The 16,221-nt window shown below is 72.1% G+C and carries 10 protein-coding genes; 2 read left to right on the plus strand and 8 right to left on the minus strand.

Annotated elements, in window-relative coordinates; translation table 11 throughout:
- Position 1: 1 nt before the first annotated feature.
- From pyk to pta, 3 genes are all read right to left on the minus strand, one after another.
- Positions 2–1,432 carry a pyruvate kinase gene (gene pyk, locus ACIRBY_RS27020; RefSeq protein ID WP_403905023.1) on the minus strand — a complete coding sequence of 477 codons (1,431 nt, stop codon included), beginning with the start codon at positions 1,430–1,432 and terminating at the stop codon, positions 2–4.
- Positions 1,433–1,494: 62 nt separating this feature from the next.
- Positions 1,495–2,709: an acetate kinase gene (locus ACIRBY_RS27025; protein ID WP_403905026.1), complete on the minus strand. Its 1,215-nt coding sequence runs from the start codon at positions 2,707–2,709 to the stop codon at positions 1,495–1,497.
- A 58-nt stretch (positions 2,710–2,767) separates the two neighbouring features.
- Positions 2,768–4,858, minus strand: coding sequence for a phosphate acetyltransferase (gene pta, locus ACIRBY_RS27030; RefSeq protein WP_403905028.1), 2,091 nt, complete (start codon positions 4,856–4,858; stop codon positions 2,768–2,770).
- Between the two features lie 230 nt (positions 4,859–5,088).
- Here pta and ACIRBY_RS27035 point away from each other — a divergent pair, with 230 nt between their 5' ends.
- Positions 5,089–6,114 carry an ATP-dependent 6-phosphofructokinase gene (locus ACIRBY_RS27035; protein ID WP_403905031.1) on the plus strand — a complete coding sequence of 342 codons (1,026 nt, stop codon included), beginning with the start codon at positions 5,089–5,091 and terminating at the stop codon, positions 6,112–6,114.
- A gap of 137 nt (positions 6,115–6,251) precedes the next feature.
- On the opposite strand, the gene ACIRBY_RS27040 is transcribed toward ACIRBY_RS27035, so the two are convergent.
- The 5 genes from ACIRBY_RS27040 to ACIRBY_RS27060 all read right to left on the minus strand — a co-directional run bounded on the left by ACIRBY_RS27040 (position 6,252) and on the right by ACIRBY_RS27060 (position 14,841).
- Entirely contained in the window at positions 6,252–6,944 is a 693-nt protein-coding gene (locus ACIRBY_RS27040) for an XRE family transcriptional regulator (RefSeq protein ID WP_403905033.1), read from the minus strand.
- Between the two features lie 283 nt (positions 6,945–7,227).
- Positions 7,228–9,540, minus strand: coding sequence for a 1,4-alpha-glucan branching enzyme (gene glgB, locus ACIRBY_RS27045; protein WP_403905036.1), 2,313 nt, complete (start codon positions 9,538–9,540; stop codon positions 7,228–7,230).
- Complete coding sequence (locus ACIRBY_RS27050; protein ID WP_403905039.1) at positions 9,537–10,970, minus strand: maltokinase; 1,434 nt, start codon at positions 10,968–10,970, stop codon at positions 9,537–9,539. The genes glgB and ACIRBY_RS27050 overlap by 4 nt, the downstream gene beginning before the upstream one ends.
- 173 nt (positions 10,971–11,143) lie before the next feature.
- Positions 11,144–12,850: a maltose alpha-D-glucosyltransferase gene (gene treS, locus ACIRBY_RS27055; RefSeq protein WP_366452001.1), complete on the minus strand. Its 1,707-nt coding sequence runs from the start codon at positions 12,848–12,850 to the stop codon at positions 11,144–11,146.
- The gene (locus ACIRBY_RS27060; RefSeq protein ID WP_403905042.1) at positions 12,847–14,841 is read right to left on the minus strand and encodes a maltotransferase domain-containing protein; all 1,995 of its coding nucleotides are present in this window, start codon (positions 14,839–14,841) and stop codon (positions 12,847–12,849) included. The genes treS and ACIRBY_RS27060 overlap by 4 nt, the downstream gene beginning before the upstream one ends.
- Positions 14,842–15,339: 498 nt before the next feature.
- Here ACIRBY_RS27060 and ACIRBY_RS27065 point away from each other — a divergent pair, with 498 nt between their 5' ends.
- Positions 15,340–16,194 carry a hypothetical protein gene (locus tag ACIRBY_RS27065; RefSeq protein WP_403905044.1) on the plus strand — a complete coding sequence of 285 codons (855 nt, stop codon included), beginning with the start codon at positions 15,340–15,342 and terminating at the stop codon, positions 16,192–16,194.
- Positions 16,195–16,221: the final 27 nt, after the last annotated feature.

The raw sequence follows: 16,221 nt of genomic DNA on the forward strand, positions 1-16,221 counted from the left end.
CTCAGTCGCGGCCGGTGCCGCCCAGGTGGTGGACGCGGACCATGTTGGTCGTGCCCGGGACGCCGGGGGGCGAGCCGGCGGTGATGATCATGGTGTCGCCGGCGTTGAAGCGCTGGAGCTTCAGCACCTCGGCGTCGACCAGCTCGACCATCGCGTCGGTGCTGTCGGCGTGCGGGACGATGGCCGACTCGACGCCCCAGCTCAGGGTGAGCTGGTTGCGGGTGTTCACGTCGGTGGTGAACGCCAGGATCGGCTGCTGGGCGCGGTAGCGCGACAGGCGGCGGGCGGTGTCGCCGGACTGGGTGAAGGCGACCAGGGCCTTGCCGTCGAGGAAGTCCGCGATCTCGCAGGCCGCGCGGGCGACGGAGCCGCCCTGGGTACGCGGCTTCTTGCCCTGGACCAGCGGCTGGAGGCCCTTGGAGAGCAGCTCCTCCTCGGCCGCCGTGACGATCTTCGACATCGTCTTGACGGTCTCGATCGGGTAGGCGCCCACGGAGGACTCGGCGGAGAGCATGACCGCGTCGGCGCCGTCGAGGATGGCGTTGGCGACGTCGGAGGCCTCGGCGCGGGTCGGCCGGGAGTTGGTGATCATCGACTCCATCATCTGGGTCGCGACGATCACCGGCTTGGCGTTGCGGCGGCACATCTCGATGAGCCGCTTCTGGACCATCGGGACCTTTTCGAGCGGGTACTCGACGGCCAGGTCGCCGCGGGCCACCATGACCGCGTCGAAGGCCGCGACCACGGCCTCCATGTTCTCGACGGCCTGCGGCTTCTCCACCTTGGCGATGACGGGGACCCGGCGGCCCTCCTCGTCCATGACGCGGTGGACGTCCTTGACGTCGTTGGCGTCGCGGACGAAGGACAGGGCGACCATGTCGCAGCCCATGCGGAGGGCGAAGCGCAGGTCGTCGACGTCCTTCTCCGACAGGGCGGGGACGTTCACGGCGGCACCCGGCAGGTTGATGCCCTTGTGGTCCGAGATGACACCGCCCTCGATGACGATGGTCCTGACCCGCGGGCCGTCGACCTCGGTCACCCGCAGCTCGACGTTGCCGTCGTTGATCAGGACCTGGTCCCCCTTGGCGACGTCGCCCGGGAGCCCCTTGTAGGTGGTGCCGCAGATGGACTTGTCGCCCGGGACGTCCTCGGTGGTGATGGTGAACTCGTCACCGCGCACCAGCTCGACGGGACCCTCGGCGAAGGTCTCCAGACGGATCTTCGGACCCTGGAGGTCGGCGAGGACGCCGACCGCGCGCCCGGTCTCCTCGCAAGCCCTCCGGACGCGGTCGTACCGCTCCTGGTGTTCTGCCTGGGAACCGTGGCTGAAGTTGAATCGGGCCACGTTCATACCTGCCTCGATGAGTGCTTTCAGCTGCTCAAGCGAGTCGACGGCGGGGCCCAGCGTGCAGACGATTTTGGAACGGCGCATGAAGCGGATCCTATCCGTTTGTTTCGTAGCGGAATATTCCGTCTGGTGGAAAGTCCAAGTGACTACTGGGTAACCAGCGCGTACGCCTGGGTGGCGATCTCCAGCTCCTCATCGGTCGGCACCACGGCCACCGCCACCCGGGCGTGGTCCGGCGAGATCAGCCGGGGCTCCGGGGAGCGTGCCGCGTTGGCCTCCGGGTCCAGCGCGAGCCCCAGTGCCTCCAGTCCGGAAACCGCCGCTTCCCGGACCACCGGGGCGTTCTCGCCGACGCCCGCCGTGAACACCACCGCGTCCACCCGGCCCAGGACCGCCGTGTACGCGCCGATGTACTTCTTCAGCCGGTGGACGTACGCGGCCAGCGCCAGGCGCGCCGACCCGTCGCCTTCGCCCGCCCGCCGGGTCACCTCGCGCATGTCGTTGTCGCCGCACAGACCCAGCAGACCGCTCTTCTTGTTGAGCAGCGAGTCGATCTCGTCCACCGACAGCCCGCCCACCCGCGCCAGGTGGAAGATCACGGCCGGGTCCAGGTCCCCCGACCGGGTCCCCATGACCAGCCCCTCCAGCGGGGTCAGGCCCATCGAGGTCTCCACGCACACCCCGCCGCGCACGGCCGAGGCGGAGGCGCCGTTGCCCAGGTGCAGCACGATCACGTTCACGTCCTCCACCGGCCGGCCCAGCAGTGCGGCCGTCGCCCGCGAGACGTAGGCGTGGGAGGTCCCGTGGAAGCCGTACCGCCGGATGGAGTACTTCTCGGCGGTCGACGCGTCGATCGCGTACCGGGCCACGTGCTCCGGCATCGTCGCGTGGAAGGCCGTGTCGAAGACGGCCACCTGCGGGAGGTCCGCGCGCAGCTCGCGCGCCACCTCGATGCCGGTCACGTTCGCCGGGTTGTGCAGCGGGGCCAGCGGGATCAGGTTGCGGATCTCCGCCAGCACCTCGTCGTCGATCACCGTCGGGGCGGTGAACCGGGTCCCGCCGTGCACCACCCGGTGGCCCACCGCGGCCAGTTCGGGGGAGTCCAGGCCCAGGCCGTCGGCGGCCAGCTCCTCGGCGACCGCCCGCAGGGCCTGCCCGTGGTCCGCGATCGCGCCCGCCCGCTCGCGCCGCCCTCCCCCGGCCCCGGGTCCGCAGAGCGGCTCGTGCACCAGGCGGGAGCCCTCCTCGCCGATCCGCTCCACCAGGCCGACGGCCAGGCGGGAGGAGTCCGCCATGTCGAGGAGCTGGTACTTGACCGACGAGGAGCCGGAGTTGAGGACGAGTACGCGCGTTGCGGTCACGGCGGGTGTCTTTCCTTCGGACGGGCGGGGATGCGGGGAGGGGTGCCGGGGCGGGGGGTCAGGCGGTGGGGGCCGGCGCGTCCGGGGTCTGGGCCTGGATCGCGGTGATGGCCACCGTGGTGACGATGTCCTGGACCAGTGCCCCGCGCGAGAGGTCGTTGACGGGCTTGCGCAGGCCCTGGAGCACCGGGCCGACCGCGACGGCGCCCGCCGAACGCTGTACGGCCTTGTACGTGTTGTTGCCCGTGTTCAGGTCCGGGAAGATCAGCACGCTCGCCCGCCCGGCCACCTCGGAGCCGGGCAGCTTGGTCGCCGCCACCGAGGGCTCCACGGCCGCGTCGTACTGGATCGGGCCCTCGACGAGCAGGTCCGGCCGGCGCTCGCGGACGATCTCGGTGGCCTTGCGGACCTTGTCCACGTCCGCGCCGGAGCCCGAGGTGCCGGTGGAGTACGAGAGCATCGCGATCCGCGGCTCGACGCCGAAGGCCGCGGCGGTGGCGGCCGACTGGACGGCGATGTCGGCGAGCTGCTCGGCGTTCGGGTCCGGGTTGACCGCGCAGTCGCCGTACACGAGGACCTGGTCGGCCAGGCACATGAAGAAGACGGAGGAGACGATCGACGCCTCCGGCTTGGTCTTGATGATCTCGAAGGCGGGGCGGATGGTCGCGGCGGTGGAGTGCACCGAGCCGGAGACCATGCCGTCGGCCAGGCCCTCCTGGACCATCAGCGTGCCGAAGTAGTTGGCATCGGTGACCACGTCGTGGGCGAGCTCGACGGTCATGCCCTTGTGGGCGCGGGCCCGGGCGTAGTACTCGGCGAACCGTTCCCGCATCGGGGAGGCGGCCGGGTCTATGAGCTGCGCGCCGGAGATGTCGACGCCCAGGTCGGCCGCCTTCTTCAGGATGGTCTGCTCGTCGCCCAGCAGGGTCAGGTCGCAGACCCCCCGGCGCAGCACCACGTCGGCCGCCCGCAGCACCCGCTCCTCGGCGCCCTCGGGCAGGACCACGCGCCGCCGCTGGGAGCGGGCCCGCTCCAGCAGTTCGTGCTCGAACATCATCGGGGTGACGCGCTCCGAGCGGGCCACCGACAGCAGCCCGCGCAGCTCGGCGGTGTCCACGTGCCGTTCGAAGAGGCCGAGTGCGGTCTCCAGCTTGCGCGGGGTCGCGGAGTTCAAACGGCTCTGCAGGGAGAAGAGTTCGGCGGCCGTCGGGAAGCTGTTGCCGGCCACCGAGACCACGGGTGTGCCGGGTGCCAGCTTCGAGGCCAGGGTCAGGACGTCCTGTCCCGGGCGCTCGCCCAGGGTCAGCAGTACGCCCGCGATCGGCGGGGTGCCGGAGGCGTGCGCGGCCAGGGCGCCGACGACCAGGTCGGCACGGTCCCCGGGGGTGACCACCAGGCAGCCGGGGGTCAGGGCGGGCAGGAAGTTGGGCAGCATCGCGCCGCCGAAGACGAAGTCCACGGCATCGCGCGCCAGCCCGGCGTCGTCACCGAGGAGCACCTCGCCGCCGAGCGCCCGGGTGATCTGGGCGACGGTCGGGGCCGAGAGGGACTTGTCCTCCGGCAGGACGTAGCAGGGCACGGGCAGGCGGGCGGCCAGCCGCTCCGCTATGGAGTCCCGGTCCGCGGGGGCGACCCGGTTGACCACCATCGCCACGACGTGGCAGCCCAGGCTCTCGTAGGCCCGGTGGGCGTTGCGGGCCTCGGCGCGCACGGCGTCGGCCGGGTGCCGGGTGCCGCCGACGACGGGCACCACGACGGCGCCGAGCTCGTTGGCGAGGCGGGCGTTCAGGGCCAGCTCGTCGGGCAGGTTGGTGTCGGCGTAGTCGGTGCCGAGGACCAGCATGACCTCGTAGTCGCGGGCCACCCGGTGGTAGCGGTCCACGAGCCGGGAGACCAGCTCGTCCGTGCCCTTCTCGGCCAGGACCGCGGAGGCCTCCCCGTACTCCATCCCGTACGCGTCCGAGGCGTCCTGGTCGAGCCGGTAGCGGGCCTTCAGCAGGTCGAAGAGGCGGTCCGGTGCGTCGTGCAGCAGCGGACGGTAGACGCCGACCCGGCCGGTCCGGCGGGTCAGCAGCTCCATGATGCCCAGTTCGACGACCTGGCGGCCGTCCCCCCGCTCGATCCCGGTCACGTACACGCTGCGCGTCACGCGCGGCCTCCGTCCATGCTGGTGGATATCCGTTTGGTGTGGCTCGACCTCTTGACAATACCCCGCTCAGTGGATAAAGCGCCCGACAGAAGAAAGGCCCGGAGGGCAGGGGCGAAAGGCCTGGTGGGCGGAGTAGTGCGGAGCGCGGGCCGCCCTGCCGCCATGGAACAATCGGACACGTGGGATCAATACGCCCATCAGGTACGACCAGGAGCAGGAGACACAGGACGATGCGTATCGGAGTTCTCACCGCAGGCGGCGACTGTCCCGGCCTGAACGCCGTCATCCGGTCGGTCGTACACCGCGCGCTGGTCGGCCACGGCGACGAGGTCATCGGCTTCGAGGACGGCTTCAAGGGCCTCCTCGACGGCCACTACCGCCCCCTGGACATCAACGCCGTCAGCGGCATCCTGGCCCGCGGCGGCACCATCCTCGGTTCGGCGCGCATGGAGCGCGCCCGGCTGCACGAGGCCGCCGAGAACGCGCACGAGCTGGCCCGGCGCTACGAGCTCGACGCCCTGATCCCGATCGGCGGCGAGGGCACCCTGACGGCCTCGCGGATGCTCTCGGACGCGGGGATGCCGGTCGTCGGCGTCCCGAAGACCATCGACAACGACATCTCCGCCACCGACCGCACCTTCGGCTTCGACACCGCCGTCACCGTCGCCACCGAGGCCATAGACCGCCTCAAGACCACCGCCGAATCGCACCAGCGCGTGATGGTCGTCGAGGTCATGGGCCGCCACGCCGGCTGGATCGCCCTGGAGTCCGGGATGGCCGGCGGCGCCCACGGCATCTGCCTGCCGGAGCGCCCCTTCGAGGTGGAGGCCCTGGTCAAGATGGTGGAGGAACGCTTCTCCCGGGGCAAGAAGTTCGCCGTCGTCTGCGTCGCCGAGGGTGCGCACCCGGCCGAGGGCTCCATGCCGTACGAGAAGGGCGCGATCGACGCCTACGGCCACGAGCGCTTCGCCGGCATCGGCAACCGACTGGCCGTCGAGCTGGAGCACCGCCTCGGCAAGGAGGCCCGCCCGGTCATCCTCGGCCACGTCCAGCGCGGCGGCGTACCGACCGCCTACGACCGCGTCCTGGCGACCCGCTTCGGCTGGCACGCCGTGGAGGCCGTGCACCGCGGGGACTTCGGCAACATGACCGCCCTGCGCGGCACCGAGGTGGTCATGGCCCCGCTGGCCGAGGCCGTCACCGAGCTGAAGACCGTCCCCGAGGACCGCATGTACGAGGCCGAGTCCGTCTTCTGAGCGGACCGTACGGCGTCCGTCTTCCGAGCCGACCGTACGGCCCGGGCCGCCGGGACCCGCGCCCCCGCCCGCGCGCCGAACGGCCGCGGCCGCCCGCCCGCGAGGGGGCCGTCCGCGGCCGCCGCGCCCGGTGCGTCCTATCCCGCACCGCCGGCCAGCGACCAGAACCGCTCCGAGATCGCCTCCAGGTACTCCCGGCCGGCGTCGCCGGTCCAGGTCGAGCTCTCGCCGCCGCCCCAGCTGACCGTGGCCACCATCCGCTGCTGGTACTCGTTGTAGAGCAGCTCCAGGACCCGCTCCAGATGCGCCTTGGGCACCGGCAGCAGCTTGGCCAGCGGCTTCACGTACGCCTGCCAGCGGGTGGTCGCCGCGCTGCGCAGCAGCCCTTCGAGCTCCTCCTGCTTGCCGGTCACCGCCACGAACTGGGCGAGGCTCAGCTTGAGGGCCGAGGCGAGGGCGGCGGACTGGCGCTCGTTGCCCTTCCAGCGCCCGCTGTCCTCCATCTTGAGGTACGCGCCCGGCTCCAGCCCGACCCGGCGGGCCAGGTCCTCGGGGTCCATGCCCCGCGCCAGCCGGTGTTCCCGCAGGGTGACGGGCTCGGCGAGCAGCTCCCCGGGGGAGCACCAGAGCACGCCGGCGAGGGCGGTGAGCTCGGCGGAGCTGGGCGACTGCTCGCCCTGCTCCCAGGCCATCACGGTCTCGGGCGCGACGAGCAGGCCGTACTGGGCCCGCAGGCCGTAGGCGACGTGACCGGGCGCCATGCCCAGGGCCGCGCGCAGGCGACGCGCGGCGGGGGCATTGAAAGGTGGGCTGGAGTGCACAGGGCACACCGTAGGAGTGGCCGAGCCGCTACGACTACAGACCAATCAAACAAGCCAATAACTCGTAGGAAAGTCCTAAGAAGTTCATGACTTTATGCGGTTTTCCCGGCGACCGTCCGGTAATCGGATGCACGGAAGATCCATGTACAGCGTACGGATCAGGCCACTCCATTTCAGGCGCCTCCGGAGACCCGCCGCGTGATCCCCACCACACACCGTGAACCACACCCCAATGCCCTGCGTGATCCATAACGGGGCCCTCGCATACGGGGGTGGCGAGGGCCCCGCGTGCTCAGGGCCTGAGCCAGACCGTCGCCATCGGCGGGAGCGTCAGCCGCAGGCTCTTCGCGCGCCCCTGGGCCGCGACCGCCTCGGGGCGCAGCGGACGTCCGTGGTGGACGCCGCTCCCTCCGTACACCTCCCGGTCCGTGTTGAGGACCTCCCGCCACGCCGGGACCTCCTCCGGCACCCCGATCCGGTACCCGTGCCGGACCACCGGGGAGAAGTTCGACACGCACAGCAGCGGCGAGCCGTCGTGTCCGTACCGCAGGAACGCGAACACGTTGTCGTCGGAGGCGTCGGCCTCCACCCACGCGAAGCCCTCCGGCACCGAGTCCCGCTCCCACAGCGCCGGCGCCGCCGTGTACGCCCGGTTCAGGTCGCGCACCAGCTCCCGCACCCCCCGGTGGTCCCCGGCCGCCGGGTACGAGGAGTCCAGCACCCACCAGTCCGGCCCGTAGGTCTCCGACCACTCCGAACCCTGCGCGAACTCCTGCCCCATGAACAGCAGCTGCTTGCCCGGATGGGCCCACATGAAGCCCAGGTACGCCCGGTGCGTGGCCCGCTGCTGCCACCAGTCGCCCGGCATCTTCGACACCAGCGAGCGCTTGCCGTGCACCACCTCGTCGTGCGAGATCGGCAGCACGTAGTTCTCGCTGAACGCGTACACCATCCCGAAGGTCATGTCGTGGTGGTGGTACTTGCGGTGCACGGGCTCCTTCGACACGTACCGCAGCGTGTCGTGCATCCAGCCCATGTTCCACTTCAGCCCGAAGCCCAGCCCGCCCGAGTCCGTCGGCCGCGTCACCCCGTTCCAGGCCGTGGACTCCTCCGCGATCGTCACCACCCCCGGACAGCGCCGGTACACCGTCGCGTTCATCTCCTGGAGCAGCGCCACCGCGTCCAGGTCCTCCCGGCCGCCGTGCTCGTTGGGCGACCAGTCGCCCTCGCCGCGCGAGTAGTCCAGGTACAGCATCGAGGCCACCGCGTCCACGCGCAGCCCGTCCACGTGGAACTCCTGGCACCAGTACACGGCGTTGGCCACGAGGAAGTTGCGGACCTCCTTGCGCCCGTAGTCGAACTCCAGCGTCCCCCAGTCCGGGTGCGCGGCCCGCCGCGGGTCCTGGTGCTCGTACAGCGGCCGCCCGTCGAACTCGGCCAGCGCCCACGCGTCCCGCGGGAAGTGCGCCGGCACCCAGTCGACGATCACCCCGATCCCCGCCCGGTGCAGCGAGTCCACCAGGAAGCGGAAGTCGTCCGGGGTGCCCAGCCGCGAGGTCGGCGCGTAGAAGCCGGTCACCTGGTAGCCCCACGAGCCGCCGAAGGGGTGCTCGGCGACCGGCATGAACTCCACGTGCGTGAAGCCCAGCTCCTTGACGTACGAGGGCAGCTGCTCGGCCAGGCTGCGGTAGCTCAGCCCCGGCCGCCAGGACGCCAGGTGCAGCTCGTACACCGACATCGGGGACTGGTGCGCCGGGCGCAGCCCCCGCGCGGCCATCCACCGCGCGTCCCCCCACTCGTAGCGGGAGGCGGTGACCACCGAGGCGTTCGCCGGCGGGACCTCCGCGTACCGGGCCATCGGGTCGGCCCGCAGGGTGTGGCCCCCGTCGGGGCGGGTGACGTCGTACTTGTACAGGGCCCCCTCGCCCACCCCCGGCAGGAACAGCTCCCACACGCCGGTCGAGCCCAGGGAGCGCATCGGGTACGCCACCGGGTCCCAGCAGGAGAAGTCCCCGGTGACCCGCACCCCCTGCGCGTTCGGCGCCCAGACCGTGAACCGGGTGCCGGCCACCCCCTGGTGCTCCATGACCTCCGAGCCGAGGGCCGTCCACAGCTCCTCGTGCCGGCCCTCGCCGATCAGGTGCAGGTCCAGCTCGCCGAGGGCGGGCAGGAACCGGTACGGGTCGTGGACCTCGACCTCGTCGCTGTCGTAGGTCACCAGCAGCCGGTAGTCCGGCACGCCGGTCAGCGGCAGCAGCCCGGAGAACAGCCCGTCCCCCTCGTCGAAGAGCTCGGCCCGCAGCCCCTTGGCCACGATCGTGACGGCCTTCGCGTAGGGGCGCAGCACCCGGAAGGCCACCCCGCCCCGCTGGGCGCGGGCGCCGAGCAGCGCGTGCGGGTCGTGGTGGCGGCCCTCCAGCAGCCGGGCCCGTTCCCCCGCGTCCAGCGCGGCGGCCGGCCGGACCCCGTGGGGCGGCGCGGCGCGACGGGCCCGCGACCCCCTCGGTACGGGCGGCCGGGCCGCCGTCTTCGGCGCGGGCGTCGGGGCCGCGTCGGGGGCGGCTTCCTCTCGGACGGTCGGTGACGGCTGTCGTGCGGCGCTCACGCGAGCGGCCTCCTCGGGGGCTTCGGGTGGGGGGTGGTGCCGGGTACGGGCGGGGGCATGCGGTGGGCTGGGCGCTCGGGCGCCGACAGCCGGCGGATCGCCGCCATCGGCACGTGCAGCCAGTCGGGGCGGTGGCGGAACTCGTAGCGGGCCTCGTACACCGCCTTGTCGGTCTCGTACGCGCGCAGCAGGACCGGGTCCTCGCGCGGGTCGCGGCCGGTGGTGCGGGCGTAGCCCTCGCAGAACGCGGCCCGGCAGGCGTCCGCCCAGGCGGGGGCGAAGGGCCGGTGGGAGCGGGCGGCGTAGTCGAAGGAGCGCAGTATCCCGGCGACGTCGCGGACGGCCGGTTCGGGGCGGCGGCGGTCGGCCAGCGGGCGGGCGGGCTCGCCCTCGAAGTCGATCAGCGCCCAGGTGCCGTCGGCGGTGCGCAGGGTCTGGCCCAGGTGCAGGTCCCCGTGGATGCGCTGGGCGGGCACCCCGGCGCCCCGGGAGGCGGCCAGTGCGTCGAAGGCCCCGCGCAGCCCGGCCTCGTAGGCCCGCAGCGCGGGCACCTCGCGGGCGGTGGCGGCCAGCCGGGCGGTCATCCCGGCGGCGAGCCGGGCGGTCTGCTCGGGGCACAGGGCCAGCGTGGGCAGGGCGTCGGCCAGGGCGCTGTGCACCTCGGCGGTGGCCCGGCCCAGGGCGTGCGCCTCGGCGGTGAAGTCGGCGCCGGCGCCGAGCCGGCGCAGGGCCAGCTGCCAGCCGTCGTCGGAGCCGCGCAGGTAGGGCTGGAGCACGCCGAGGGTCAACGGTTCTCCGCCGCCCGGCGCGGCCTCGTACCAGGCGACCGGGGCGGGGACGCGGGCGCAGCCGGCGGCGGCGAGGGCTCTGGGCAGCTCCAGGTCGGGGTTGATCCCGGGGCCGACCCGGCGGAACACCTTGAGGATGTACGCGTCCCCGTAGATCAGCGAGGAGTTGGTCTGCTCCCCGGACAGCGGCCGGGGGGCGAGCCCCGCCTCGATCGGGGCGTCCGGGTCCCGGTCGAAGCGCAGCGGCCCCAGGGTGCCGGGGGAGCGCAGCCGCTCCAGCAGCATGGCGGCGAGCCGGGGGTCGCCCAGGGCCTCGTACACCGCCCTGCCCGCGTACGGGCCGGAGCGGGGGTGGCCGATCAGGGCGGGGGCGAGGGCGGGGGGCAGCGGGGACGGCCGGATGCCCAGGAGCAGTTGGTAGCAGTCCCCGTCCACGTCCAGCAGCAGGTGCAGCAGTCCGGGGACGGATCCCGGCGGCAGCAGCTCGGCCGCCGAGACGGCCCTGAGCCGGCCGATCCCGCGTCCCTTGCCCGCGAACCAGCGCTGCGCGGGCAGCCATTCCCTCAGCATCGGTTCGAGCGGGCCGATCCCGGCGGCCCGGTCGGCCGCCAGCCGGCTCCGGGCGGATGCAGCCTCCGACATGGCGTCGCGTCCTTTCCCCGGGCCGTCACAGAATGCGCAGAGTGTCCCGGATGTGCGGCAGTTGCTTCTCCGGTAAGTGCGAGTGTCGGGTCAGGATGCTCCGTACAGGGGCGGGCGTTGACCCGTTGGAGTGCCCGCCCCGTTCCGGTGGCGCGCAGGTTCGCGCGACTGGCCTACAGACCGGGCTGTTCCCGGCGCAGGCGGAACCAGTAGAAGCCGTGGCCCGCCAGGGTCAGCAGGTACGGCCATTCACCGATCGGCGGGAAGCGCACGTCGCCCGTGAGCTCCACCGGGACCCGCCCGTTGAACGACCGCAGGTCCAGCTCGGTGGGCTGTGCGAAGCGGGAGAAGTTGTGCACGCACAGCACCAGGTCGTCCCCGAACTCGCGCAGGAACGCGAGGACGGCCGGGTTGGACGAGGGGAGTTCGGTGTACGAGCCGAGGCCGAAGGCCGGGTTCGCCTTGCGGACCTCGATCAGCCTGCGGGTCCAGTGCAGCAGCGAGGAGGGCGAGGACATCGCGGCCTCGACGTTGGTGACGCGGTACCCGTAGACCGGATCCATGATGACCGGCAGGTTCAGCCTTCCCGGATCGCAGGAGGAGAAACCGGCGTTGCGGTCGGGGGTCCACTGCATCGGCGTGCGCACCCCGTCGCGGTCGCCGAGCCAGATGTTGTCCCCCATGCCGATCTCGTCGCCGTAGTACAGGACGGGCGAGCCGGGCAGGGACAGCAGCAGGGCCGTGAACAGCTCCATCTGGTTGCGGTCGTTGTCCAGGAGCGGGGCCAGCCGGCGCCGGATGCCGATGTTGGCCCGCATCCGCGGGTCCTTGGCGTACTCGGCGTACATGTAGTCGCGCTCTTCGTCGGTGACCATTTCGAGGGTCAGCTCGTCGTGGTTGCGCAGGAAGATGCCCCACTGGCAGCGGTCCGGGATCGCCGGGGTCTTGGCCAGGATCTCGGAGACGGGGTAGCGCGACTCGCGGCGCACGGCCATGAAGATGCGGGGCATGACCGGGAAGTGGAAGGCCATGTGGCACTCGTCCCCGCCGGTCGCGTAGTCCCCGAAGTAGTCCACGACGTCCTCGGGCCACTGGTTGGCCTCGGCGAGCAGGACGGTGTCCGGGTAGTGCGCGTCGATCTCCGCTCTGACCCGCTTGAGGAGCGCGTGGGTGCGGGGCAGGTTCTCGCAGTTGGTGCCCTCCTCGGCGTACAGGTAGGGCACGGCGTCCAGGCGGAAGCCGTCGATGCCGAGGTCCAGCCAGAACCGCAGGGCGGAGATGATCTCCTCCTGCACGGCCGGGTTCTCGAAGTTGAGGTCCGGCTGGTGCGAGAAGAACCGGTGCCAGTAGTACTGCTTGCGGACCGGGTCGTAGGTCCAGTTCGAGGTCTCGGTGTCGACGAAGATGATGCGGGCGTCCTGGTACTGCTTGTCGTTGTCCGCCCACATGTAGTAGTCCCCGTAGGGCCCGTCCGGGTCCTTGCGGGACTGCTGGAACCACTCGTGCTGGTCGCTGGTGTGGTTCATGACGAAGTCGATGATCACCCGCATGCCGCGGCCGTGCGCGGCGTCGACGAACTCCACGAAGTCCGCGAGGTCCCCGAACTCGGGGAGCACCGAGGTGTAGTCGGAGACGTCGTAGCCCCCGTCGCGCAGCGGCGAGGCGAAGAACGGCGGCAGCCAGAGGCAGTCGATCCCCAGCCACTGGAGGTAGTCCAGCTTCTGGGTGAGCCCCTTGAGGTCCCCGACGCCGTCGCCGTTGCTGTCGTGGAAGGAGCGGACGAGGACCTCGTAGAAGACGGCCCGCTTGAACCAGTCGGGGTCGCGGTCCTTGGCGGGGGTGTCCTCGAAGGTGTCGTGGACGGGATCGTTGATCATCATGCGGTGGGTGACCCTCCGGTGGGCGGGGACGGTCGCAGGGCGGCCAGGACGTGCGCGGGCGTACGGCCCGGTTCCAGGCGCACGTAGTTCGCCCTGCCCCAGTGATAGGTCTCGCCGGTGAGCTCGTCGCGCACCGCGAGGGACCCGTGCCAGTCGAGGCCGAGTACCGGCATGTCCAACGAGACCGTCGCCTCCTGGGTGTGGTGCGGATCGAGGTTGACGACCACCAGTACGGAATTGCCCTCAGCGTGCTTCGAATAGGCGATCACCTGTTCGTTGTCGGTCGAATGGAAGTGGATGTCCCTCAGCTGCTGGAGGGCGGGGTTGCGCCGGCGCATCCGGTTGAGGGCGGTGATCAGCGGGGCGATGGAGCGGCCCTCGCGGTCGGCCGCCGCCCAGTCGCGGGGGCGCAGCTCGTACTTCTCGGAGTTCAGGTACTCCTCGCTGCCCTCGCGGACCGGCTCGTTCTCGCAGAGCTCGTAGCCGGCGTAGACGCCCCAGGTCGGGGAGAGGGTGGCGGCGAGGACCGCCCGGACCTCGAAGGCGGGCCGGCCGCCCTTCTGGAGGTACTCGTGGAGGATGTCCGGCGTGTTGACGAAGAAGTTCGGCCGCATCACGGAGGCCGAGCGGGTGCCGGACAGCTCGGTCAGGTACTCGGTCAGCTCGGCCTTGGTGTTGCGCCAGGTGAAGTACGTGTACGACTGCTGGAAGCCGATCGAGGCCAGGGCGCGCATCATGGCGGGCCGGGTGAAGGCCTCCGCCAGGAAGATCACGTCCGGGTCGGTCTTGTTGATGTCCGCGATCACCTTCTGCCAGAAGACGACCGGCTTGGTGTGCGGATTGTCGACGCGGAAGATCCGGACCCCGTGGTCCATCCAGTGCCGCAGGATCCGGCAGGTCTCCTCGATGATCCCGGCCATGTCCGTGTCGAAGTGGATCGGGTAGATGTCCTGGTACTTCTTCGGCGGGTTCTCGGCGTAGGCGATCGTCCCGTCGGCGCGGTGGCGGAACCACTCCGGGTGCTTCTCCACCCAGGGGTGGTCCGGGGAGCACTGGAGGGCGAAGTCGAGGGCGATCTCCATCCGGAGCTCGCGGGCCCGCGCGACGAAGGCGTCGAAGTCCTCCAGCGTCCCCAGGTCGGGGTGGACGGCGTCGTGCCCGCCCTCCGGGGAGCCGATGGCCCAGGGCACGCCCGGATCCCAACTTCCGGCAGAAAGCGTGTTGTTGGGGCCCTTGCGGAAGGTCGACCCGATCGGGTGGACCGGCGGCAGGTACACGACGTCGAAGCCCATCGCGGCAATGGCCGGGAGCCGTTCGGCGGCGGTCCGGAACGTGCCGCTCACGGGGCTCGCCCCGGGCTCCACCACGGCTCCCTCGGAGCGGGGGAACATCTCGTACCAGGAACCGAAGAGGGCCCGCCTGCGCTCGACGAGCAGCGGCAGCGCCTTCGCGGAGGTCACCAGCTCCCGGTAGGGGCGCCGGGCGAGCGCCGCGTCGACGGCCGGGGCGAGCGCGGCCGCGTGGCGCACCTCCACGGACCGGTCCTCGTCGCGCATCACGTCCGCGGCGGCCAGCACGGCCTCGCGTCCGTCGCGCTTGGGGACCTTGGCGGCGGCCCGTTCGTAGAGCTCGGCGCCCTCGAGGAGCATCAGGCCGGTGTCGAGGCCGGCCGGGAGCTTGACCGCGGCGTGGGCCCGCCAGGTCGCGACCGGATCGCTCCACGCCTCGACGGTGTACGTCCACCTCCCCTCGATCTCGGCGGAGACGCGGGCCCCCCACCGGTCGGTGCCGGGGGCCAGCTCGCGCATCGGAACCGGCGGGCGCAGCCGCCCGCTGGGATCGCGCAGGACCACATGGGCGGAAACGGCGTCGTGCCCCTCGCGGAACACGGTGGCGGAAATCTCGAAGACCTCGTCCACCACCGCTTTGGCGGGTCTGGCGCCGCAGTCGACGGCGGGGCGGACGTCCAGCACGGGAATGCGACCGATCATGATGGGATCACCTGAAGGCAGTTCGCAGGGCTCGGTGACGGGCCAGCCGGAGTCACGGCTGGTAGTGCACGCTCTGTTCGCTCTGTTTCTAGCCGCTCGGAAGACGGCTGGGCTGCGGGCATGGCCGCTCCTGTCCGCGTTCACTCGGGTGGCGGGAGAAGGTCGGGGGAGGGTGCGCCGTGCGTGTACCGCGTGTACCCGCTGAGCCCTTCCCAATCCCGCAGCGCCCAATCCGTGCTGTCGGTTAACTACTCGTACGTAAGGACGGGCCGATTCCCCAAGCCCCCGGTCGACATCGGCCGAGGCTCCGTCAAGTCGGCCGGTACCAGGTGAGGTCCGGTCCGACACCCCCGCACCTCCTGCCCCACCGGCCCCCCACACCCCGCGAGGGCGCCGGGAGGCGGGCGCGGGGCCCGCTCGCCCGCACCGGAGGCTGACGGTGTTTCAGCACTTCGGAAGGGGTCACCCGGGGACGTGATCCGCGCGAGAATGCGCGGCATGGGTCTGACCGAGCAGCTCGTGCATCCCGACCCCCGGCAGCGGGAAGGGGCCGCGCGGTGGGTGAGCGGGGCGGTGTGGGGTCCCGGGGCGGAGGCGGAGCTGGCCGGAGTGCTCGTCGAGGCCGCCTGCGGCGAGGAGGACCCCGCCGCGCTGGAGGCGCAGGTCGGCGCGCTCGTCGCCGTCGAGGCGGGGATCAGCGACCTCGGGCTCCAGCGGCTCGGGCTGCTCTGGCCGGCGCCCCCCGCCCTGGAGCGGCTCCTCGCGCGGGCCGGCCGGCTCCAGGTCTCCGCCCCCGTCACCCCCGGCGGGGCCGCCACCCTCGCCGTGGTCCGCTGCCTGCGCGGGGCCCCCCGCACCGGGTCGCGGCTGCGCACCGCCGACGGGGCGTGGGTGGTGCTGGAGCGGATCGAGCTCTACGGGCGGGCCGTCGACCGGCTGGACGCCGGCAGCACCGCCCGGGTCCTGCTCTCCGGGACCGGGGCGCGCGCCCTGCAGGAGTGGGACCGCCTCGACGCCGACCCCCGCGTGCGGGAGTGCGTCCAGGGGCTCCTCTCGCCCGACCCCCGGCTGCGCCGCCTGGCCGCCGCCGAGGCCTGCGACCGGCCCGACTCCTGGGACGACGAGGCCGGGCGCCGGCTCTGCGCCGCCCTCGCCCGGGCCGCCGCGGCCGAGACCGACCCGCAGGCCCTGGAGGGCGAGTTGCATGCCCTGCTCCGCCTCGGCGTCTTCGTCTCGTTCCCGGTCCTCGTCCTGCTGCGCGGCCTCGAACGGGCCGCCCTGCCGCCCTCGCTGCGCCCGTATCTGGACGACCTGTTGGACGAACGGCCGCCCGGGGACCGGATCCGGCAGTAGCCTTCCGGGGGCGTTGCGCGCCTGCAC

It is taken from the genome of Streptomyces sp. NPDC096136, from assembly GCF_044763325.1.
Classification (GTDB): Bacteria; Actinomycetota; Actinomycetes; order Streptomycetales; family Streptomycetaceae; genus Streptomyces.

Bases quoted from the DNA above. Each gene is read 5' to 3' on its own strand.
- pyk (WP_403905023.1), bottom strand. From the start codon at position 1,432: ATGCGCCGTTCCAAAATCGTCTGCACGCTGGGCCCCGCCGTCGACTCG.
- ACIRBY_RS27035 (WP_403905031.1), top strand. From the start codon at position 5,089: ATGCGTATCGGAGTTCTCACCGCAGGCGGCGACTGTCCCGGCCTGAAC.
- ACIRBY_RS27050 (WP_403905039.1), bottom strand. From the start codon at position 10,970: ATGTCGGAGGCTGCATCCGCCCGGAGCCGGCTGGCGGCCGACCGGGCC.
- treS (WP_366452001.1), bottom strand. From the start codon at position 12,850: ATGATGATCAACGATCCCGTCCACGACACCTTCGAGGACACCCCCGCC.
- ACIRBY_RS27060 (WP_403905042.1), bottom strand. From the start codon at position 14,841: ATGATCGGTCGCATTCCCGTGCTGGACGTCCGCCCCGCCGTCGACTGC.
- ACIRBY_RS27065 (WP_403905044.1), top strand. From the start codon at position 15,340: ATGGGTCTGACCGAGCAGCTCGTGCATCCCGACCCCCGGCAGCGGGAA.